This window comes from Stenotrophomonas sp. STEN033, from assembly GCF_056856655.1.
Genome location: NZ_JBXFWM010000016.1, coordinates 42,483 through 62,945, shown reverse-complemented (window position 1 = coordinate 62,945; position 20,463 = coordinate 42,483). Strand labels below are relative to the sequence as shown.

Genomic DNA, 20,463 nt, shown 5'->3' with positions numbered 1-20,463 from the left:
CTTTGTGCTGATATACAGTGGTCGGTACTTATGCTTTCAAATTTGCAGATCGGCGCCCGCTACTGCGCTTTATACGGGGATTGCAACTGGAGAGGCTGATATCCAGGGCGTAAGAGTCTCGTTTGCTCGAGAAATTGTCGCCCAACTACGCCAGCTATGGGCAATGCCAAGAGGGGCGAACTGGAAAACTTGCCCAAGGGTAAATTCCTCGGTCTCCGAGGGGCGGTTGCACAGGAGGCTAGGGTCTCTATTGAGTACTCTTTGATCGCTGCTGTCCTGATTGGCATGTTCTGCAGCTATCAGCTGAGCTTCACAGTGATGTTCATGCGCATCGGTCATTAAAAGCTGAACGAGCCAGATTCTTGCTCCCTGATTGCTTTGCGAGAAGCAACCGCGCGGGCGTCTCGGGCGAGCGTAAGAGCGCCCGTAACCGTTTACATACCCCATCCAGCCCTCGCAAACCCCGTAACCCCAACCGAATTCGGTACGATACGGCGGGGACAACGCGGGGCCGGGGGATCAGCGGCAGCGTTGCGCGTTCTTGTTTGGCATCCGTCGTTCCGCATGAGGTGCGGCGGCGCGCCTTCGCCTGCCCTTTTTGTTGAACACCCAATGATCGCCACCCTCCTAGTTGGCATGCTCTGCGTTTACCTGCTGAGCTTCAGCTTGATGTTCCAACTCATCAGTCGTCGCCTTCAGGACGAGAAGATGGGTATGGACGTCTTTGCGGCGGCCAATCTGATGCTGGGCGGGGCCTATGTGCTGCAGTTGCTGGAAGGGCCGCCGGGCTGGAGCTGGACCAGCATGGTCAACCACACGCTTACGCTGTGCTCCTTGCTGGCGTACTGCGTGGGCGGGGCGCGCTTCTTTGGCCTCGCCACGCCGTTGGCCAGGCCGCTGTTGTACCTGGGGGTGGGCTATAGCCTTCTGCAAATTCTGGTGAACTGGGCCATGGGCCCGGTGGCGCGCTATGCGTTGCTGGCCGGCACCTGTGCGGTGTGGTTTGTCAGCATGGTGGCGGTGCTGCTGTACGGCGTGCGCAGCTTCGCCAAGGACCTGCGCGGTGAGGTGCTGCTGTTTGCCGGTTTGATCAGCGGCATATGCGTGCTGAACGTCATCAAGCTCAGTAAGCTGCTGTCTGGCGGCTTCGAGGCGCTGAGCATGGACGGCCAGTTCTCGATGATCTTCTATGTCTATATGTGCTCGTTGGCGACCATCCTGCCGCCATCGATCGTCTGGCTGGTGCTGCGCCGCCTGACAGACAGGCTGCGTGGCATGGCCGCTCGTGATCCGCTTACCCAGTTGCTCAACCGGCGTGGTTTGAGCACGGCGCTGGATGTCTATTTCCGGCACCCAGGCACTTCGGCACGTTTGCTGTTGGTTGATGTGGACCACTTCAAGAACATCAACGATACCTACGGCCATCAAGTGGGTGATGCCGTGCTCTGTGGCGTTGCGGACGCCTTGCGTGCCTCGGTCCGCAAGGACGACCTCGTCTGCCGGCTGGGGGGCGAGGAGTTTGCGGCGATCTGCGTCGGTGCCGATGACGCCTCGGCCCTGCGTGTGGCCGAGCGTGTGCGCAGCAGCATCGAGCAGAAAGTGATGCTGCACGACGCGCGCTATGAAGGCCTGCGTTGCACGGTAACCATTGGTGTCTCAGATGGCTTCGCCAGTGCGGCCAGCCTGAGCCAGGCCATGCAACAAGCCGATGCGGCCCTATATCGCGGCAAACACACCGGCCGCAACCGCGTGGAGCAAAACCGGGGTCAGAGTCGAGTTAACGCGGCGCTGGATACGGTGCACTAGCTGGCTGACTAGCTGGCTGCATCGGGCGCTGGACTCGTCGCCGTTTGCTTCTTGGGCCTTCCGCTTTTTCCGGGCGTCAGACTGCGGCCAATCTGGGCTTCTATAGCGGCGCGGAAGCGATCATTGCCCATCGGTTGTTGACGGCGCAGGTGTTCGCGGAAGTCGCTGGCATCGTCGCTGGCTTGCCTGACCAGGTTGCGATACGCCGCTTGGCGTTGTGCGTCGGTGACGCCCAGCTGTCGATAGCAGGCGTGCATCTGTATGACCGGGTCTGGCGCACCAAGGGCATTGTGGCGGTAGCTGGACCATGTGTAATCGTCAGGACTCGCAACCATCCCAGCGCGTACAGGGTTCAGCTCGATATAGCGGTAACAGCGCAGGAGATGTGCGTCATTGGCGATCAGGTGGGATCTGTAGCGGCCCTCCCATAGTGTGCCGGTACGTCCGTAAGCGTCATTGATATAGCGGACGTAGCGGCGGCCGAGTGACTGCATTACCCGGCTTATCGCAACTGCCCGGGTTGGGGTTATCAACAGGTGTACGTGGTTGGTCATCAGTACGTAGGCATGCAGGCTGCTTTCGTGGGCGATGATCAGCTCGCGTAGGTCCTGCAGGTAGCGCACGCGGTCAATCTCGCGGAAGAAGCACGGTTGCCGATCATTGCCGCGCTGTATGACGTGTTGGGTTACCTCTGCCAGATCAATCCTGGGGTGCCGTGCCATATGCGGTGCTCATGTTGGGCTGCGGATCACCCTAGTGCTGCTGGCGCATACCTTCGATCCGGGGAGTAGGGCGGGTTGTGTAAGAACCTGACTCTGACTCCGGTTCTGAACACGCGAATGGCTACGGAAGTGCATCCTCCCAAAGGGTGCCGGTTCTGGATGGAACTTCGCGCCCCGCACTTGTGCGACGCTGAACGGGTAATGGAAGATCCGTTCGACGTCTCTCAACCAAGGAAGGGATCGAGCATGCATAGACTGCTATTGCTTGCACTTCTGATGGCGCCGGCAAGTGCTATCTGCAGTCAGCCAAAAGGGCTATATCAGAACGCCGTCATTTCCCTTGATGGCGGTAGCCTGTGCTTGCGCGCCAATGACGTGGAGGAGTTGGAGGGCCGCGCATCTGTAGTGACCAACGTAAGCATCTATCGTCAAGGCGCGGTTGGCTCGCACCTTCTCTGGCAGCAGAGCTTTCCGCCAAGCAAGGGGCCCGCTCCCGCGATTACGTCGCACGAGTGTCTTGATGGTCTTGGAAGCACGGGAGATCCCTTGCCAGATCTGTTGCCGGGAACACGATATCTGGTTGATGTTGCTGCCTTCATCGTTGCGTCCGACGGTGAGGCGGTGCGCCGATGGTATAGCGGCAATTTCTGCGTAGTGCGCGGAGCGACAGGGTTGGAGAGCCGGCAGATTGTGTTTGACCGTCGGCGGAAAGTTTGGCCATGGGATATCTGCGGCATTTAGATGTGTGCGGCGGCGCTGCTAACGAAAGCTGGATGCCGGCACCTCGGAGGTGGGGCGCAAGGTGGTGATTCGCGTATCAATAACCTGACTCTGACCCCGGTTTTGCTCTAACATGCCGGCACCAGCCAGCCATTCCCGTTCGACAACGGCGCAGCGAGCCAGGACACCCTTCGTGCCCTATCAAGGAAGCTCGCAATGTCGAAATCCCCCCTGTTCCGTTCCGCTGCGCTCGCGCTGGCGGTCTCTCTTGCGGTAGTTGCACCGGCTGCTTCGGCGACGTCGCCGGTTGCAGGCAGCAGCAGCGCTGCCGCCTCTGTGCAGCGCCAGGCCGTCGCCAAGGGCCTGTATGAGCTGGCTTACAGTCCCTCGCAGAACGCTGTTTTCGTCGCTTCTTCCGGTGGCTTTGGCGATGACGCCGGCCCGGCCCAGGTGCTGCGCCTGGATCCCACTACGCTTGCCGTGCAGCAGCGCATTCCGCTGGAGCGCAAGGGCTTCGGTGTGGTGCTGGATGACGCAAACAATCGCCTCTACGTCGGCAACACCGTCGATACCTCGGTGACGGTGGTCGATACCGCGCAGAACAAGGCCATCGGCACGGTACAACTGATGGAGAAGGTCACAGGCAAGGATGGCAAGTCCTATTACAGCCACGACCTGCGCGAGCTGGTGGTGGATGCGCTCAACCATCGCCTGTATGTCACCGGCCACTCGCAGGAAGGCAGTGTACTGTTCGTGGTCGATACGCAGTCCTTGCAACTGATCGACACCATTGAAGGGCTGGGCAAGGCCAAGGCGCCGGGTCTGGCACTGGATGCGGCCGGCAAGCGCGTCTACACCAGCAATCTGCTCGGTGAGGTGGTCACCGTTGGCACCGACACTGGCAAGGTCGAACAGCGCTTCCAGGTCAGTGCCGAGCAGCCGATGAACATCGCGCTTGATCCTGCCGGCAAGCGCTTGTTCGTCACCGACCAGGGCTTGGAGATGATCCGCAAGTACCAGGGCAGCAGCATCGAAGGCTTCGTCTCGCGCCATCCGGGCAAGCGGGTGCTGGTACTGGACCGCAGCAGTGGCGCAGAACTGGCCAGCATCCCCACCGATGCGGGCCCGCTCGGCATCCTGTTGGATGCACCGCGCAAGCGCCTGTACGTGACCAATCGCGAAGCTGGCAGCGTCACCGCCTACGACAGCGACAACTACCAGCAGGTGGCCAGCTGGCCGGTGCCCACGCATCCGAACAGTCTGGCGCTGGATGCGAAGAACAACGTGCTCTACGTCAGCATCAAGGATGGCGAAGGTGACCCCAAGGGTGCCGAGGAAAGCGTCGCCCGCATTGATCTGGGTAGCTGAAGAAACGTCAGCATCTTGAGTACTGAGTGGCCAAGGCCAGCAGAGATGCTGCCTTGGCCCTCAACCTTTGTATGGCCAGCGCGGTTCTCGCGCATAGTGCAGGGCCAAAATTTTGACGCCGCGATGCGGTCGAATCGCTGTCTGCAACGTGTATACGCTGCGGATTGCCGTCTATAGAATTCCGCCCGGGGAAACACATCTTGCTCCTGCCGCGCGTGCCGTGGCACAGCGCCGCCTGTCCGCTCCACCCATCATCCTTGTCGAAATGGAAGTCGCGTAAATGCAGATTCGTTTGTTGCCGCTGGCGTTGCTGGCATTTGCCTGTGTAGAGGCCCACGCCGTAGAAGACGCGGTGCCGCAGGAACCCGCCGTGGCCGTTGAGCGCCCGGCGCGCATCCGCCTGTTCGGCCAGAACGGCGTTGGCTTGACGATGTATACCAATGCGCTCTGCGAGAAGCAGTACGACGAGGAGATCGAGGCGTCGGGCTCGATCGGGCACTACTTCAAGGCGATGGTCCGCAAGAAGCCGGAGAACATCTCCATCGGCATGCCGGAGACCGATGACACCCGCAACCTGGCCACACGCGACAAGCTGTGGGCCAGCCCGTACTACTCCGAGCATCCCTTGGTGCCGGGCCAGCCGGTGCGTCTGCAGGCGAATATCGCCAACGGCTCGGGGTGGACCTGCAACCGCGGGCGCGGCATCGAGATCAGTTTCGTTCCCGAGCCCGGCATGGACTACGAGGGCGACATGATCCGTGACTTCGAAGGGGGTCACTGCGGTATTGCGCTGCGTCAGGTTGCGGCCGACGGCACGGTAACGCCTCTCGTCGGTCGACTGATGCCGCCGAAGTGTCCAGCCGAGTCTGCCCCCGTTCCATCGCTGATGGTGATGATGATGGATGCGGACAATCTGCAGTACCGGCTCGCCGGGGAAGGCGCCGGCATCGATGAACTGGACAACGATGAGGATAGCGTCGAGGACCTGGAGGAGATGATCTCCGAGGCGCCGCTGGCGGGCGGAATGCCGCTCTGCATCGTCACCAGTGGTGATACCGACGCCAGCGAGTTCGGCAAGAAACTGCCTGCCTTGTTGGAAAAGCGCGGCGTGCAGTCGCAGGTGGTGCGTGTGGATGGCAAGGCGCTTGCAGCAGAGTGGGGTCTGACCGAGCAGCGGCCGCTGAACTTTGCCTTGGCCGAACACTATTGCCGCTCGGTTACCCGCCGGAACTGATCCCGCCGGTGTAAGCGGATGAACGGCGGGGGCGTGCAGGCAAGCACGCCTGTGAGCCGTTCCTCTTCGGTGTGGCAGAAGCCTGCCTTGCCTTCCAGGCCGGGGCGGCATTGATCTCCCGGCCTTGGGCGTCTTGTTCATGGATGAGCTATCGCACCCGGCAATGGATTGTCCTGCCATCCCAGCTGCACAGCATGCGATTTCTATCGCCGGCGTTACCGGTGATGGGGATGCCGTAGCGACGCGCTGAGTCCATCCAGCGCTGCAGATTCCGGTTACCTCGGCTTCCTTCGCCGAAGTAATAGTCGCCAACGTAGTCCGGCGCGGTGCCAGGCGCGACGATGCTGGCATCAGGAAACCTGTTGCCTTCGCTATCCCGGCTTTCGCCCTCGACGTACTTCGCCTCGGTGACGTTGTCGGTTGTCACTTTGTAGACCGTCCGTGATCCATCCCGCCATTGGACGATGACGATTATTGCACCGGCGCCATGTTTGTCCGCCCAGGAAAGCGCGAGCTCCTGTATGGAGAACGCCACGGAGTTCCACGCGGCGCTACTTGTGCCAGCCCCCGCGAGGCCTTCAGCCAGGTACTGTCCGAATCTGGCTCTTGATGTGGCTGAAAGAACGATGTCGCTGGCGCTGAAGTCCTTGTATGCGCTAGGAAAGGTGAAGCCGACTGGATTGGAGTACTGCGGGTTGTCGGGATGCACGGTGACGACAAGCCCTCCCTGGTTCTTGTTGGATCTGGCGCTATCAGCGGCTTCGCCTTGGGTTGGTTCATGGCCAGGGATGGCCGCTGCATTTGGCTGTGCCGACGAAGCTGTCAGGGAGGCGGCATCCAATACGCGGTAGAACGCCGCCGATATCGGCTCGGGGATGGCTGTACGCATCGTACGCCAGCGCTTCAGTTCTCGGTCGTACTCAACTTCGTAAGCGGTCAACTGGGCACTCTCAAAATCTACAACCACGGTGAGGCCATTGCCCTTTGAGATGGCGGCGTTCGCCGTCGAGGGGCAGCGGTTGCATTCAACCACGCCGCCGGCGATCGCTGATAGTGAGACCGAGGGCGCCAGGAATGCGAGGACCGCGGTAGCGAGGATTCGTGAATTCCTTTTCATCGTTTCTCCTGGTGGAGCAGCTTGTGCTGCAAGGAAGTTTTAGGCCAACTTTCTTGAAGATACTGTCGGTATCGTGGTGGAGGAACGCAGCTGTTCTGCTGGCGCAATGCTCGGATTTGACCTGGGTTTGGATCAGGAAAGAGTCGCGACGGGATGCGGATATCGGCTTGCATCGGTGCGATGCCCGTCGCGGTGTGAGCCCAACGCCCTGGTTGCTGGCATGATCCCCGCATGACGCTCACCCTCGACCAACTCCGCCGCTACGCCGTCGCCCGCTCGCTGTTCAAGCCGACCACGCTGATGCGGGCTATCGCGAAGCTGGGCTTCGTCCAGGCCGACCCGATCCGCGCGCCGGCGCGAGCGCAGGACCTGACGTTGCGGCATCGTGTTATGAACTACCACGCCGGGGACCTGGAACGGCGCTATCCGCGGCTGCCGGTGGAGGAGGATTTCTTCGTCAACTATGGCTTCCTGCCGCGCGAGCGGCAGGCGTTGATGCATCCGCGGCAGGCGCGGATGGAGTGGACGCCGGCGCGCTGGAAGCAGGCGCAGGCGGTGCAGGCCTTCATCGCTGAACGTGGCGCGGTGCACCCGCGCGAAGTGGATGCGCATTTCGCCCATGGCAAGACCACCAACTGGTTTGGTGGCTCGTCCAACGCCAGCACACAGTTGCTGGACGGTATGCACTACCGTGGCTTGCTGCGGGTGGCGCGGCGTGACGGCGGCACGCGTGTCTATGCGGTACGCGATATTCCGCTGCCGGTTGCTGCCACCGAGATTGATGCGCGCATGGATGCGCTGATCGACCTGATTGTGGGCAAGTATGCACCGCTGCCGGATGCCAGCCTGGGCCAGTTGGTGGCCCATCTGGGCAATGGTGTCCCGCAGTGGAAGGAGGCGCGCAAGCCCGCATTGGCACGCGCACGCCTGCGGCTGCAGCGGGCGCGGGTGGAGGGGGTGGACTGGGTCTGGCCGGCCGATGAGCGGGCCGATAGCCGCCGTTGGAAGCCCGACGCACAGGTGCGGCTGTTGACCCCGTTCGACCCGGTCGTATGGGACCGCCGTCGTTTTGAATTGTTCTGGGGGTGGGCGTACCGCTTTGAAGCCTACACGCCACCGGCAAAGCGCAAGCTGGGGTATTACGCGTTGCCGCTGTTGTGGCAGGACCGGGTGATTGGCTGGGGCAATCTCTCGGTGGCGTCGGGGGCACTGAACGCACAGCTGCATTACGTGGACGGCAGGGCGCCAGTTGATGCTGTCTTTGCCGAAGAACTGGAGGCTGAGCTGGGGCGGATGCGGGTGTTTCTTGGTGTGGGCGGCTGAGCTGAAGCTTCAGGGCAGATGTGGATACTCTTTTGAGGATGACAGCATCTCCCTTCTCGATCGGCCTGTGATCATTGCCGGTTGCAGCGAAAGCCTGGCATGGCGAGGTGCTCTGTTCTTCGCGGCAGCCGTCTTGGGGTTCGCTGGAGTTGATGGTGGGCTGCTGCATCCGTCATGCTGCGACGCCAACCCGGGGTTACGCCAGAAGGAATAGTTCGTGCCGACCACCACTGCTGCAGCAGCCCGCAACAGCATCGTGCATATGGCCGTGGCCTTCATCGCCATGGGCAGCTGGGCCGCATTCGCAAACAGCACGCACCCGATGCCGCGGCCGGTGATTGCCGGGGTGGTGCAGGGCATCTTGTCGGCGCTGATCACTTTGTTTTTGAAGCGCATGATCGAGGCGCTGTCCGCGCGGTTGCCGGGGAGTGCGGGTTATTGGGTTCCGCCTTTGGTTGCGGTGGTCGCCTCGTTGAGTCTGCTCAGCAGCATTCATTGGTTGGCTGGCACGCCGGAGATTCTGCGCACGATCGTGGTGCCGATGTCGGTCACCGCGCTCTATGCGACCACCTACAACCTGGCACTGCGCCGAAGCGCAGTACGGTAGTGTCGAGCCATGCTCGGCAGTGGCTTCACCGATGGAGCCCGCGTAGCGCAGGGCTTCGCTCCACATTCAGGGCTGGCGGATGGAGGGGGATTGGCTGCGTCTGGGGTTTCTTCCCTTGCAAAGCCAAAGCGAAGCGTCGGCGCCAAAGCCAAAGCCAAAGCCAAAGCCAAAGCACCCCTCCCAACCCTCCCCTTGCCTGCGGCAAAGGGAGGGCTCATTCGCGCGCTTCAGCAGGGTAGTGCCGAGCCATGCTCGGCAGGGGCTTCACCGATAGAGCTTGGGTAAAGCAGGGCTTCGCTCCTACATTAAGGGCTGGCGGATGGACGGGGGAATGGATGCATCTGGGGTTTCTTCCCTTGCAAAGCCAAAGCGAAGCGTCAGAGCCAAAGCCAAAGCCAAAGCCAAAGCACCCCTCCCAACCCTCCCCTTGCCTACGGCAAAGGGAGGGCTTATCCCGCGCGCTTTGAGATTCCCTTGGCCTTGTTGGATCGGGACGGTTCATGCCGTTCGCTTGCGTTGTCATCGGCGCCGGCGATCTAATGCGTCGACAGCAGCGGTGGTGTTACCGAAAAAGGGAGCAAGGACGATGCCCGCGCACTCAACTACATGCCTTGCTTTACGGAAGACCGCACACGTCAGCCTCTGTGCCATTGCACTGTTGGTCGCTGCCTGCGCCGCACCGCGCCATGGCGAAGTACCACCGGATAGCCCGGAGATCGGCAAAGCCGCGGCCGCGCTGCGCAAGCTCAATCCCGCTGCGGTGCAGGCCTACGCGCTCAGGGTGCGGCTGGCCAATGTCCCGGGTCCGTTTGAAACCGTGCAGGGCACCGCGCAGTATGATGTTCAAAACCCGGGCCGCTGCGGCAGGGGCGACGCGTTTGCAGGTGCCATGCCGCGCATCTCCAGTAACGAACCCTTCGACCTGGTCAAGGTGGCGGAAGGGGAATACCTTGGGACGATCCATCTGGATCGGATCATCGATGAGGCGTACTACGGACGGGAGGTCTGCCATTGGGCGTTGGCCGAAGTCCGCGTTGCCCTGGCAGGCAACCTGCGCCCGGAAAGCACCCGGTTTGTCGCGGGCATGGATGCGGCATCGATCCAGCAGCGGGGCGTGGCCACGCGCTATTTCTGGGGCGGCTACTACCCACGCGCAACGATGGATGCATTCAAGGACCTGGGCGACGTCGACCTTGAGGATGTCCCGCCGGAAAAGCGAAGTGAATTCTTCAGCATTAGCCTGAGTGGTGCGCCGATTTCCAGATGATGGCCAGTACGCCGATCCGCTGTCGCTGATCGATGCGGCTCAACGCTTGGCACGTACCGCAGGTGCCGGGCGCTTGGCCTGCCTGCCAGGTGTGGACGGCAACGCGGCTTGCATCAGCTTGCGGAAATTGGGGCACTGCAGGTGATCCGGTTGCGTGCAGCGGGCGGTATGGCGCAGCCCATCGCGCAGCAGCTGCAGGCGCAGGATGTGACGGTCCAGCGCGCTGGCCTTGTTCAGCAGGGACGGGCGATCCATGCTGAAGTTGCCGTCCGCGTCGAACATCGCCGCTATTTCTTCCAGCGCGAAACCCGCCGTTCGGCCCAGCGTAACCAGCGCCAATGTCTGCATCACGGTTGGCGCGTAGACGCGACGCAGGCCTTTGCGACCCAGGGGCCGGATCAGCCCACGCTGCTCGTAGTAGCGCAGGGTCGAAGCCGGCAGGCCGGAGCGCTGGCTGACCTCGCTGATATCCAGTTCCAACATGCTTGACCTCAAGTGGACTTCAACTTGCATCCTGACCCTAACAGAACAGGCGGAGCGGGTCATGGGCAGCTGGGAGCTGATGATTGATGTACTGGTGGCAGGAGTGCTGGCGACGGCCCTGATGGACGCCTGGAGTGCGCTGCTGCGCAGGATCGGCGTGGCAACGCTGGACTACGCTCTGGTCGGGCGCTGGCTCGGCCACATGTTGCATGGGCAATGGCGCCACACGGCGATCACACGCGCTGCGCCGGTAAGGTACGAACGCTTGACCGGCTGGGTTGCGCACTACCTGCTGGGCATTGGCTATGTCGCCGGGCTGGTGGCGGTGACGGGTCCAGAGTGGTTGCTGCATCCCAGTTTGGCGGTGGCGCTGGCATTTGGTTTGCTGAGCATGGTGGTGCCGTGGTGCGTCCTGCAACCGGCATTGGGGGCTGGGTTCTTCGCCTCGCGGACTCCACGGCCGTGGCATGCGCGCGTGCAGACGGTAGCGAGCCACTCGGTTTTTGGAATGGGTATGTATCTGGGTGCCTGCTGCTGGCAGTCGCTGTCTGCGTGGGCTGGATGAATGCCCTGTGTGTCCGCAGAGCGTCGCGGCTCCTGCTCAGCTTTGTGGTGGCCCCGCACGGGAACGCCACATCAACGTAACGCCGGGCGGCGCATTGTTCGCCGGCGGTATGCCAAGCCGCAGTTTGGAGGTTGCGATGATCAGCAAACACAATCCACAGCACAGTCATGAAGGCGGTCCGCCGCGCTCCCGGCAGTCGAACGCCGAGCAGGCACGCAGCAGCAGCCCGGCGCGCCAGGCCGCGCGTGGCGAGCCCAGCCATCAGAAAGACATGCACGATCAACGCATGTCGGACCAACATACGGCCGAACGGCGGAATCACGGCAGGAAGCATTGATCCACTGCTGCGTTGGCTGCTGCGGTGCACGGCCTCGCGCGCCTTCATCGTGAACGCCCGTGGCAGTGTGCGAGCAGCCCTGGAGGCAACCCGCACAGAATAAGGCTGCGGGTCCGCAAGGACGGCAGCTTGTCAGGTGGTCCGTGCTACCCGGCACCCGCAACGCTGCGTGCAGCGCTGCGGGTATTGGTTTGCATGGAACGCGCTAGTTGCTGGGTTCACCGATGATCAGGCCGCTGTCGTCGACGCTGATCACGCCGTCGACTGCGCGTGCGGCGGTCACCATGCGATCCGCTTCGGCCTGGCTGCCAACCTGGCCACTCAGCGATACCATGCCACCGCGTGTTTCCACGTGGATTTCGCTGCCCGGCACATCGCGGGCACCCATCAGCCTGGCTTTCACTTCGCGGCTTATCCAGGCATCGCTGCCGGGTTGATCGCTGGTGCGCTCGACGCGCCCGGCTTCGGGAGGAGGTTCCTGGCCCAGGTAGGCGGCGGTTGCAACCGGTGCACAGGTGGGGATGGCGGCGGCAATCAACAACACACTCCGCAGGTGCAGGTGTTTCATCACGATGCTCCTTTGGTGGGGAAACAGGCCATTCGTACGCTGGCCCAGGCAGATGGTGACGACGCCGGGGTTAGCGCACCGCAGCGTTGTTGTTAGCGGATTGCGAACGGCGGCTATTCAAGCTGTTCACTGCCAGCTGAAGAGATGGTCGTGTCGACATCGCGATGGCGTTCTGCACACAGCGCTTACGTCGGGACGCCTAGCGTTTGATGCTCTTCCATGTCGGAGACGCTGTGATGACCCAAGGTGACAAAAGCGCCTATACAGACAAGCAGAAGCGACAGGCCGCGCACATCGCGCAGAGCGAGCGCAAGGAAGGACGTTCAAAGGAGGATGCCGAGCGCATCGCCTGGGCGACGGTGAACAAGCAGGACGGTGGCGGGAAAAAGTCAGGTGCCGGCCGTGCGTCACACAAGCACTAGCGGGTTTGTGCGCAGGGCAGGCGACGAAACCGGCGGCAATGCCGGTCTCGCCGCGCAGCCTTGTGCAGCAAGCGCTTCAGCTGAAGGTCTTGCGGTCCTTCGCGGCGCTCATGCGGTGACTGCCCGCTGTCGCGGTGCCGCGCATCTTGATGTCCTGCATGAACACCCATTCGCTGCTGATACGCGCTGGCGTGATATCGATCATCGCGTAGCCCCGTTGCGAGGTGTCACACCAGCGCAGTTCCGGGTTGCTGGCGATGAAGGCCTTTGCCACGGCGCCCGGTGCGGCGGCCATGCTGCCTTCAATACCACCGGAGGTGACCGCCTGTACCGCGAACTCGACGCCGGCAGGCTCGCCATCCTGCTGCAGTTCATAGGCCCAGGCGTTGTGGCTGTCGCCTGACAGCATGACCAGATTGGCGTCGGCTTGCTGTGCAGCGCGCAGCAAACGCGCCCGCGCGGCAGGATAGCCATCCCAACGGTCCATCCACATCGGCAGGCCCAGCCGCGCGCCGCGCACGTTGTTGCTGAAAGCCTGCACGCTGCGTTCGCTGGCATCGCTGCGCAGCATGCCTAACGTCTCGGCGGGCATCACGGTCCGGCCCAGGATGGTGCCCATGCCGACCAGCTGCCACGCATTGCCGGCGGCGTTGGTCTTCAGCGATTGGTACAGCCAGTTTTCCTGTTCCAGGCCGAGCATGGTCGCCGCAGGGTCCTGCCACGGACCGTCGCGGAATGCCTCCAGGGCGGCGTCGCTATCCGCCCGGTAGGCAGCGGCGATGTCGGCGGGACGGGTGCGGCCGATCAGGCGCGACTCGGTGCGGTACAAGGTGGCCAGATTGCCGATCGGGTAAGCCTTCCACGGCTCATCGGAGACCGGCATCCATTCGCGGTAGGCCTGCATCGCGGCGGCCTTGCGTACACTCCAGTCGCCTTCGGTTGCGCTCTGGTGGTTCTGCGCGCCACCTTCCCAGCTGTCGTTGGCGCTTTCATGGTCGTCCCACAGGGCCACCATCGGCGCGTTCTGGTGCAGGGCCTGCAGGTCGGCGTCGGCACGGTAGCAGGCCAGGCGCAGGCGATAGTCGAGCAGCGAGATCATTTCGTGTTCGTGCGCCGGCATCACTTCGCGCTCGGCGATGCGGTCCTGCGCCTTGTAGGCGGCGATGCCGTATTCGTAGAGATAGTCACCTACATGCAGCCATAGATCCATGTCCTCACGCTGTGCGGCATGGGCGTAGGCATTGAACCAGCCGGTCGGCAGGTTGGCACAGGAGAACAGGCCCAGCTTGAATCGGTCCACCTGGCCGACGGGTAGCGTGCGGGTGCGGCCGGTGGGAGAGACGCTGCCGTCCGCCGCGATGAAGCGGTAGTAGTACGTCGATCCCGGTTGCAGGCCGGCAAGGGTGAGCTTGGCCGTCCAGTCGCGGTAGCTGCCGGTACGCACGCTGGCCCCGGCAACCACGTTGCGGAACGCTGTGTCGGTGGCGATCTCCGCGCGCAGGGTGGTTTCGTCGGTAGCGGCTGCCGGGACATAGCGGGTCCATAGCAGCATGGAGTCCGCACCGGGTTCGCCGCTGGCGACGTTGTGGGTGAAGCCCTTGGCGGCCTGCACTTCAGCCGTGAACGCGCGACCGATGGGCAGTAGCAGCGCGCCCAGGCCGAGGCTGGCGCCAATGATCAGACGGCGGCGGTCCAGTTTCATGGTCATCGGAGGCTCTTTGGGTTGCAGGTGTCGGTGATGGGGCCGGAGGGGTTGCCGGACGAGCCGGTCCTCGGCGCAAGCCCCTCCCGCGCAGGCGGGAGGGGGGAAGAAAGCCAGCGCCGCTCGCCGTTGTTCTGTGGCTTTCGATGCGGCGCCGTTTGCCTCAGAAGCGGCCGCGGATGCCGAAGTTCCACATCGAGCCGTACACCGTGTACATCTGCACGCGGCTGGGGATGTTGGAATAGATCACTTCCGGCTCGTTGAAGATGTTGCGGCCTGCCAGCATCACGTCGATGTTGTCGGTGAGCTTGTAGCTGGCGCTGATGTTCCACAGCTCGCGCGCATCGCGGTAGAGGATGCCGTTGTTGGCGGTGGTCGGCGTGTTGCTCAGGGCGCTGACGCGATGCTCGGACTGGTAGTTGCCGTTGATCTGGAAATCGAAGCGACCATAGTTGTAGCGGATGCCCCAGTTCGCGGCCTGCTTGGGGATGTTCTGGCGCGGGCCGTCCGGATTCACCTGGGTCAGCGAGCCGTACACGCTCAGGCCTTTCCAGGCGCCGGGCAGGAAGGTCATCTGCTGGTTGTACTCCAGCACGACGCCTTCGTTGGTACTGGTGCCCGGTGCATTCTGCGCGCTGCGGAAGGTGTAGCCGTCGTACTCGTTCGGGTTGAAGCCGACATCCTCCGGATTGACGGTGATGCCGGTGACCTGCATGTCCTGCATGTCCAGCTTGTAGTACGACAGCCCCAGCAGGCCCGACGGTTCCAGGTAGTACTGCAGGCTGGCGTAGTACTTGGTGGAGTGCTCGGGTTTGAGCTGGGCATTGGGCACGGTGACGATCATGGTGTCGTCGTTTACCGACACCACGCCGCCGAGGTTGCCGTAGTCCGGGCGCAGGATGGATTGGCTGAAGGACAGCTGGCCAACCAGCTTGTCGGTGAAGTCGTATTTGACGCCACCGCTGAGGAAGAAGTCGTCGTACTCGCCCTTGCGCGTGGTGTAGCGGCCATTGTTGTACTGGTACATCAGCCCTTCGACGGTATTGACGTCCAGGCCGGCGGCCTTGACCTCGCTGACCGGTCGAACGTCGGCGACGCGGGCAGCGGTACGGGTCTTCTCGTAGCGCAGGCCAAGGTCGAAGCGGGCATCGCCGAGGCGGGTCTCGGCCTCGATATAGGCTGCGTCCACTTCTTCCTGGATGCGTTTGTTGTTGTCCAGTTTGCGCTTGAGGTTGCCCACCACATCGGGCACGAAGTATTCCGGGTGCTGCTGGTAGATGTCGTACATCGCGTAGTTGCTGTCGGCACGCCAGCCCTGCTGGTTCATGTTGCCGGCACCGGTACCGATGATCTGGAAGTCGTAATTTTCCGTCCACGGCACGCTGGCGCCGGGGTCGGTCTGGCTGCCATTGGGGCCGACATAGCGGTACTGCTGGTAGGAGCCCTCATTGGTGCGCCAGTCGTTGCGACGCGTGCCAAGGCCGCCCATCAGGGTTACCGGCGTGTCGTTGAAACTGAGGTGGCGCTTGAGGTCGAGATTGACGCCGTATTGGTCGTTGAGCGCGTCGGATTCGGCGGTGCGCACGTTGTAACCGATAGGGGCATCGCGGTTGAAGTTGCTGGGGTCGTTCCACGGACGGCCACCGGTCTGCGCCAGGTTCCACTCATGCGAACTTTCCGAGGGGCGGTCCAGGGTGAAGCCTATCCCGGTCAGCCAACTGTCGGTGCGCTGGAAGAAACCCTTGCTGTTGTCGCGGAAGTTGAACTCCGCGCCGGAATAGCTGCCACGCAGCACGGCTTCCCAGTCTTCGCCCTTGTACTCCAGCTTGGGTGCGATCAGGTACGCCGGCGTGCCCGCATAGCGATGCGAATACTGGGTGTGCAGGCGGGTGTTGGTGCCGTTGGGATTGACCACGATGTGGTCTGGGGTGGAGCCCGGTGCCGCTTCCGACTTGGAGGTGGTGCCGAAAATCAGGTAGGTGTACTGGTTGAAGTACTCCACGTCATACATCGAGTAGGTACTGCGCAGCGAGGCGACCAGTTCGTCGGTGATCTGGTAGTCCAGGCTGAGGTTGGCCGCGGTGCGGCTGGTCATCTTCGGGCCCGGGCGCCACATCACCCGGTACGGCATGGCGCTGCCGTCGGGCTTGTAGGCATAGTCGGTCTGGATACGGTCCTGCTGCACGTAGTTGGCGTTGTAGCTGGCGTTGAACTCGACGCCGAAGCGCCCGTCCATGAATACATCGCCGAAGCCGAACTGGCCGGACGGATAGATGGTGTCGTGCTTGCGGTCGTCCGGGAAGTACTTGCCCGACCAGTTCGAGTCGGAGGTGCCGACCGCGCCCAGTTGGAACACGATGTCACGCTTGGTGCGCTGGAACGCATACTTGCTGCGCAGGTTGATATTGCCGCCGGGTGAGTCGGCGTCCATCGCCGCGGTCAGCGTGTTGTTGAGTTCGATCGATTCGATGCCGGTGATCGACATCTGCTCGAACGAATTCTGGCGGCCGGAGTTGTTGTTGGATGTTGCCGTGGCCATGCGTGCGCCATCGGTGGTGAAGGTCGAGTACTTCGGGTCCAGGCCGCCGATGCGAACGGCGGTGGCATCCACCTCGGTGTAGTCCAGCGACAGGCCGGGCATCGACTTCATGAACTCACCGACGTCGCCCATGGTCAGTGCGCCGTAGTTGTCGGCCGCGACCACGTTCTTTGCGTTCATCGCCGCACGCCGTTCCATGATCGCGCTGGCCTGGCCGTCACGTGAGGCGGTGACCTTGATCGCATCCAGGTCGGTCGCATCGCCACCATCGGCGGTGTAGGAGGGCGCTTTCAAGGCAACGTCGAGCGTGGTGGTCTTGCCCGCCACGACCGCCGCGCTGAGCCGTGCTTCCTGCAGGCCGGTGTATTTGACCAGCACGGTGATGTCGCCGGCAGGGATGCCGGAGAGCTGGAAATGGCCGCCTTCCTGCGAATAGCTGATATTGCGACTGCCTTCGATCCGCACCTCGGCATTGCGTACGTACTCGCCGGTGGCGGTGTTGAGCACGCGGCCGCGCAGGCTGCCGCTGGCGATGGTCTGGACGCTGTTGTCGTAGCGCTGTTGGGCAGGCAGGTCGGGCGAAACGCAAAGCGCTGCCAGGATGGCGCTGACCAGCGCCGACTTCTTTAGTTCGAGCATGGATCTGTTCCGGAGAGTGTGGGAGTACCGCACACAGCTGAGGTTCCGCCGTGCAAGCGGCGCCACCTTACGTCCGGACAATTACAGAACCTTTACGTTTGAGTCATGGATACTGTCGCTACTGAAACTGCTTTTGCTTTGCTTTGCTCTGCCTGCAGTGGCCGTGCAGGCAGAGCGCGGTCGATGATTGTTCGGTCTCGCGCGGCTACGCACGGTTGCACGCAGTGCCGTCGCGCACCTGCCCGCTGGCCTTCCGGGTCCGGCGTCCTGATCCGCATCACGCGCAAGGTTGGCCGCTGATGGTCTGCGGCCTGCGCTGTGTCCTGCTGGAATGCGGATTGTTGTTGCTACTTCCGCGGTTCGGCTGCGACAAACGGCCGTTCCGGATCGCCGGTCCACCGCATCAGGTGCAGCTGCGCGCCTTGTTTGCCGTCCTGCTTGAAGTTGCTGGCGAGATAGAAAAGATCGTCGCCAACGGCTTGCAGGCCAACGTCGGCCTTCTGCATCCAGCCGCGGATGCCGGTGACGGGATCCTTCAGGCCTGCGTCGGCGAGTGGCAGTAGCTGCCCCTGTTCCCAGCGGCCGGAAGTGTTGCCGGGCACGCCGATCAAGTCTCCTGGCGTTGGCCTGGCAGCAGCGTCCACCGCGAACAGCAGGTAGTTCGGGAACGTCGGCTTCCTGCCCTGGTATACGCCCAGGTACCAGCGTTGTTGGGCTGCGTCGTAGGTCAGGTTCTGTACGCCGTAACTGGTGTTCCCCGTGCGCACGAAGTATTTGCCTTGCACCTGCGTGGGCCCGCTGTGGTGCGGTGCGGACTCCAGCAAGGGCTGTGCCTTTTCCTGCCAGTCGCTGACGTCGTATTGCAGCAGCACCTGGTGGTCGTTGTCGGTGCGCGCGGTATTGCCGTAGATGCCATAGGCAACGGTCAGCAGCTGTGGGCCATCGACGTGACCGAAACGCGGGCCAAAGGCGACGCCATCGATGCCGGAGCAACCATAGCGGTGATCCGGGGAGGCGGTTTCATTGCCACGGTATTTCCCGTCGTCACCGTCGAAGCGGCCATCCCCGTTGATATCGGCGGTGTAGTCCTTCACCACTTCCGGCAGGTAGATGGTGCGCAGGATGTCGCTGTCGGTGGCCTCGATGCCAACCCGGTCAATGCGGTCCACGTCGATCATCGCGATATAGAAGGCCTGGTCCTTCTTGTACTCCAGCGATCCGTAGACCTTGCCGTCGGCCGGATTGAAATCCAGATCGCCCAGATGCCCGTTCCATCCGGTCAAGGTACCGACCAGATTGCCCTGCAGGTCGAACTTGGCGAGCAGGTTGGTGAAGGAGTAATAGATATAGCCCGCTTGCTGGTCCACGGCGATGCCCTGCACATGGCCCGATTGCCAGACACCGCCATGGTGTTGCAGCGGCAGCGGTGCGCTTGCCATGGCCGGCCCGGCGATGCCGGCGGCCAGCAGAATGCCCAGCAGGAAGTTGCGATTCATTGGCGAATGATGGTTGCGGAATCAACCATGCAAAATGGCGTGCAGAGGTGACGTGCACATGACACGTGGGCGTGCACATGTGCTTCAATCTGCGTCACGGACGCTGTTGTTCAAGGAGAGAATGCAATGCGCTTCACATGTGGAATCTTCACCGTGTTCCTGTTGCTGGCAACGAATACCGCCGGTGCGCAGCAGCTGGCGACGGACGCGCCGGCATCGTCGCGGCTGCGGCTGTTCGGCCAGAACGGTGTTGGCATGGTGCTCTATACCAATACCAGCTGCACGGCAGAGTATGCGCAGAAAATCCGCGCTTCCGGTTCGCTGGGAAATGCGTTCGGCTCGATGCTGGGCAAGGTGAAGAACGAGAGCCTGGGCATACCGGAAACGGATACCAGCCGTGGCCTGAAGCAACGCGGCATGATCATGTCCAAGGCCTACTTCAAGGAGTACCCGCTGGTGCCGGGACAGTCGGTAGTGGTGGAGGCGGGCATGGGCTCACCGGCCGGTTGGCGATGTGATCGCCTTATCACTTCGGCATTCACTCCGCAGGCCGGCAAGGACTACGAAGTGGCCCTGGACGTGGACTTCTCCGGCGGCGTATGCACGTTGAAGGTGAATGAGGTGGCGGCCGATGGTTCCCTGCTGCGCCTACCCGTGCAGCCGGCCAGCAAGCAGTGCGTGCCGGCTGCGGCGGAGCCGGGGCAGGGCGCGGACTGAAATGAGCGGGCCGGCGCAATGCCGGCCGCTCCTGGAGCGGGAAGCAGGCTCAGGCCTCTTCCTCCTCCTCTTCTTCTTCGTCTTCTTCTTCCTCGTCCTCTTCGTCCTCATCCTCTTCTTCAAAGGCGTCGGCTTCTTCGACGCGGACGAAGTTGGGCAGGTTGTCGGCGAAGCCGATCTGCTTGCCGTTGGCCAGCATCGGGCGCACTGCGCGCTTGCCGGCTTCTTCCACTACCGCGAAGCAGACCAGGCTTTGTGCGCTTTCATCACCGGCTTCTTCGAATACGGCAACCCAGCCGTCGGCAGGGTTGATCTGGATGATGTTGTCTTGCATGGCGGGACCGGTGGTTGAAGGAATGGCGAGCTTGCGTGAAGGCGGCCGCGCTTTGCAACCGTGGGCAGGTGGGATACTGGGGCCTCGCATGCCGGCAGGGGATGGGAGATGGCCGAAACACCGTTGCGTACGCCCGACGGGCGCTATCTGGTGGTGCGTGGGCGGCTGTGGCGGGCCAGCAACCCGGGCTTGGAGGAGCCGGTGCGTGCGGCCCTGGTAAACCAGTTGATGGCGGCGCGGCGGGAGGTCGGCGCTGCACGCCGTGCCGGCGATCGTCCGCGTCTGGCCAAGGCGGGTGGCGCGGTTGACGCGGCCAAATGCGCCTTGGGCGAGCGAGGACCGGTGTGGTGGCAGGACGGGGCGCCGGACTTCAACCGCCATCTGGTCCGCAACACACCCTATGCGGCCTGGTACGCGCTGCAGCAGCTGGATTGAGCCGTTTGCGGCTTTACTCGGCGGACGGTGGAGACGAGGATGACCGCTGGTCCCGCGTCGGA

19 protein-coding genes and 1 pseudogene are annotated in these 20,463 nt (G+C 62.7%); 12 read left to right on the top strand and 8 right to left on the bottom strand.

The features are described from left to right. The first annotated feature begins 612 nt into the window (after window positions 1-612). On the top strand, window positions 613-1,806 hold the full coding sequence (locus AC1VXC_RS07915) for a GGDEF domain-containing protein (protein ID WP_481538743.1): 1,194 nt from the start codon (window positions 613-615) through the stop codon (window positions 1,804-1,806). An 8-nt stretch (window positions 1,807-1,814) separates the two neighbouring features. On the opposite strand, the gene AC1VXC_RS07910 is transcribed toward AC1VXC_RS07915, so the two are convergent. Beyond that, window positions 1,815-2,528 carry a transposase gene (locus AC1VXC_RS07910; protein WP_481538744.1) on the bottom strand — a complete coding sequence of 238 codons (714 nt, stop codon included), beginning with the start codon at window positions 2,526-2,528 and terminating at the stop codon, window positions 1,815-1,817. 246 nt (window positions 2,529-2,774) lie between these two features. Here AC1VXC_RS07910 and AC1VXC_RS07905 point away from each other — a divergent pair, with 246 nt between their 5' ends. The 3 genes from AC1VXC_RS07905 to AC1VXC_RS07895 all read left to right on the top strand — a co-directional run bounded on the left by AC1VXC_RS07905 (window position 2,775) and on the right by AC1VXC_RS07895 (window position 5,850). Beyond that, complete coding sequence (locus tag AC1VXC_RS07905; RefSeq protein ID WP_482995023.1) at window positions 2,775-3,269, top strand: hypothetical protein; 495 nt, start codon at window positions 2,775-2,777, stop codon at window positions 3,267-3,269. 195 nt (window positions 3,270-3,464) lie between these two features. After that, complete coding sequence (locus AC1VXC_RS07900; RefSeq protein WP_481538746.1) at window positions 3,465-4,616, top strand: YncE family protein; 1,152 nt, start codon at window positions 3,465-3,467, stop codon at window positions 4,614-4,616. A 280-nt stretch (window positions 4,617-4,896) separates the two neighbouring features. Continuing rightward, window positions 4,897-5,850, top strand: a complete 954-nt coding sequence (locus tag AC1VXC_RS07895; protein ID WP_481538747.1) for a hypothetical protein — start codon at window positions 4,897-4,899, stop codon at window positions 5,848-5,850. A 148-nt stretch (window positions 5,851-5,998) separates the two neighbouring features. Here the strand turns inward: AC1VXC_RS07895 and AC1VXC_RS07890 are convergent, their stop codons facing one another. Continuing rightward, window positions 5,999-6,967 (bottom strand): hypothetical protein, encoded by a 969-nt coding sequence (locus tag AC1VXC_RS07890; RefSeq protein ID WP_481538748.1) that lies wholly within the window; start codon window positions 6,965-6,967, stop codon window positions 5,999-6,001. A 231-nt stretch (window positions 6,968-7,198) separates the two neighbouring features. Here AC1VXC_RS07890 and AC1VXC_RS07885 point away from each other — a divergent pair, with 231 nt between their 5' ends. The 3 genes from AC1VXC_RS07885 to AC1VXC_RS07875 all read left to right on the top strand — a co-directional run bounded on the left by AC1VXC_RS07885 (window position 7,199) and on the right by AC1VXC_RS07875 (window position 10,164). Further along, the gene (locus AC1VXC_RS07885) at window positions 7,199-8,290 is read left to right on the top strand and encodes a DNA glycosylase AlkZ-like family protein (RefSeq protein ID WP_481538749.1); all 1,092 of its coding nucleotides are present in this window, start codon (window positions 7,199-7,201) and stop codon (window positions 8,288-8,290) included. 217 nt (window positions 8,291-8,507) lie between these two features. Next, on the top strand, window positions 8,508-8,897 hold the full coding sequence (locus tag AC1VXC_RS07880) for a hypothetical protein (protein ID WP_313172628.1): 390 nt from the start codon (window positions 8,508-8,510) through the stop codon (window positions 8,895-8,897). A 586-nt stretch (window positions 8,898-9,483) separates the two neighbouring features. Continuing rightward, window positions 9,484-10,164 carry a hypothetical protein gene (locus AC1VXC_RS07875; RefSeq protein ID WP_481538750.1) on the top strand — a complete coding sequence of 227 codons (681 nt, stop codon included), beginning with the start codon at window positions 9,484-9,486 and terminating at the stop codon, window positions 10,162-10,164. A gap of 39 nt (window positions 10,165-10,203) precedes the next feature. Here AC1VXC_RS07875 and AC1VXC_RS07870 read toward each other — a convergent pair whose 3' ends face one another. Next, window positions 10,204-10,647, bottom strand: coding sequence for a helix-turn-helix domain-containing protein (locus AC1VXC_RS07870; RefSeq protein ID WP_481538751.1), 444 nt, complete (start codon window positions 10,645-10,647; stop codon window positions 10,204-10,206). 61 nt (window positions 10,648-10,708) lie between these two features. Here AC1VXC_RS07870 and AC1VXC_RS07865 point away from each other — a divergent pair, with 61 nt between their 5' ends. Together AC1VXC_RS07865 and AC1VXC_RS07860 are read left to right on the top strand one after the other, a co-directional pair. Next, on the top strand, window positions 10,709-11,212 hold the full coding sequence (locus AC1VXC_RS07865; protein ID WP_481538752.1) for a DUF2938 domain-containing protein: 504 nt from the start codon (window positions 10,709-10,711) through the stop codon (window positions 11,210-11,212). 136 nt (window positions 11,213-11,348) lie between these two features. Further along, window positions 11,349-11,549 (top strand): hypothetical protein, encoded by a 201-nt coding sequence (locus AC1VXC_RS07860; RefSeq protein WP_313172620.1) that lies wholly within the window; start codon window positions 11,349-11,351, stop codon window positions 11,547-11,549. Between the two features lie 205 nt (window positions 11,550-11,754). Here the strand turns inward: AC1VXC_RS07860 and AC1VXC_RS07855 are convergent, their stop codons facing one another. Beyond that, window positions 11,755-12,117, bottom strand: a complete 363-nt coding sequence (locus tag AC1VXC_RS07855; RefSeq protein WP_481538753.1) for a BON domain-containing protein — start codon at window positions 12,115-12,117, stop codon at window positions 11,755-11,757. Window positions 12,118-12,353: 236 nt separating this feature from the next. Between AC1VXC_RS07855 and AC1VXC_RS07850 the strand changes: the two are divergent. Next, window positions 12,354-12,533: pseudogene (locus AC1VXC_RS07850) on the top strand (HupB); the annotation flags it as partial. An 82-nt stretch (window positions 12,534-12,615) separates the two neighbouring features. On the opposite strand, the gene AC1VXC_RS07845 reads toward AC1VXC_RS07850, so the two are convergent. The 3 genes from AC1VXC_RS07845 to AC1VXC_RS07835 form a co-directional block, all read right to left on the bottom strand. Beyond that, window positions 12,616-14,247, bottom strand: a complete 1,632-nt coding sequence (locus tag AC1VXC_RS07845; protein ID WP_481538754.1) for an alkaline phosphatase D family protein — start codon at window positions 14,245-14,247, stop codon at window positions 12,616-12,618. 157 nt (window positions 14,248-14,404) lie between these two features. Further along, window positions 14,405-17,419, bottom strand: coding sequence for a TonB-dependent receptor (locus AC1VXC_RS07840; protein ID WP_313172616.1), 3,015 nt, complete (start codon window positions 17,417-17,419; stop codon window positions 14,405-14,407). 347 nt (window positions 17,420-17,766) lie between these two features. Then, a complete protein-coding gene (locus AC1VXC_RS07835; protein WP_481538755.1) occupies window positions 17,767-18,915 on the bottom strand; it encodes a hypothetical protein in 1,149 nt (382 codons plus the stop codon). Window positions 18,916-19,041: 126 nt separating this feature from the next. On the opposite strand from AC1VXC_RS07835, the gene AC1VXC_RS07830 reads away from it, so the two are divergent. Then, the gene (locus tag AC1VXC_RS07830; protein ID WP_481538756.1) at window positions 19,042-19,632 is read left to right on the top strand and encodes a hypothetical protein; all 591 of its coding nucleotides are present in this window, start codon (window positions 19,042-19,044) and stop codon (window positions 19,630-19,632) included. Between the two features lie 49 nt (window positions 19,633-19,681). Here the strand turns inward: AC1VXC_RS07830 and AC1VXC_RS07825 are convergent, their stop codons facing one another. Beyond that, window positions 19,682-19,966 carry a hypothetical protein gene (locus AC1VXC_RS07825; RefSeq protein ID WP_481538757.1) on the bottom strand — a complete coding sequence of 95 codons (285 nt, stop codon included), beginning with the start codon at window positions 19,964-19,966 and terminating at the stop codon, window positions 19,682-19,684. A 108-nt stretch (window positions 19,967-20,074) separates the two neighbouring features. On the opposite strand from AC1VXC_RS07825, the gene AC1VXC_RS07820 reads away from it, so the two are divergent. Next, on the top strand, window positions 20,075-20,401 hold the full coding sequence (locus AC1VXC_RS07820) for a hypothetical protein (RefSeq protein WP_313172608.1): 327 nt from the start codon (window positions 20,075-20,077) through the stop codon (window positions 20,399-20,401). Window positions 20,402-20,463 lie beyond the last annotated feature (62 nt).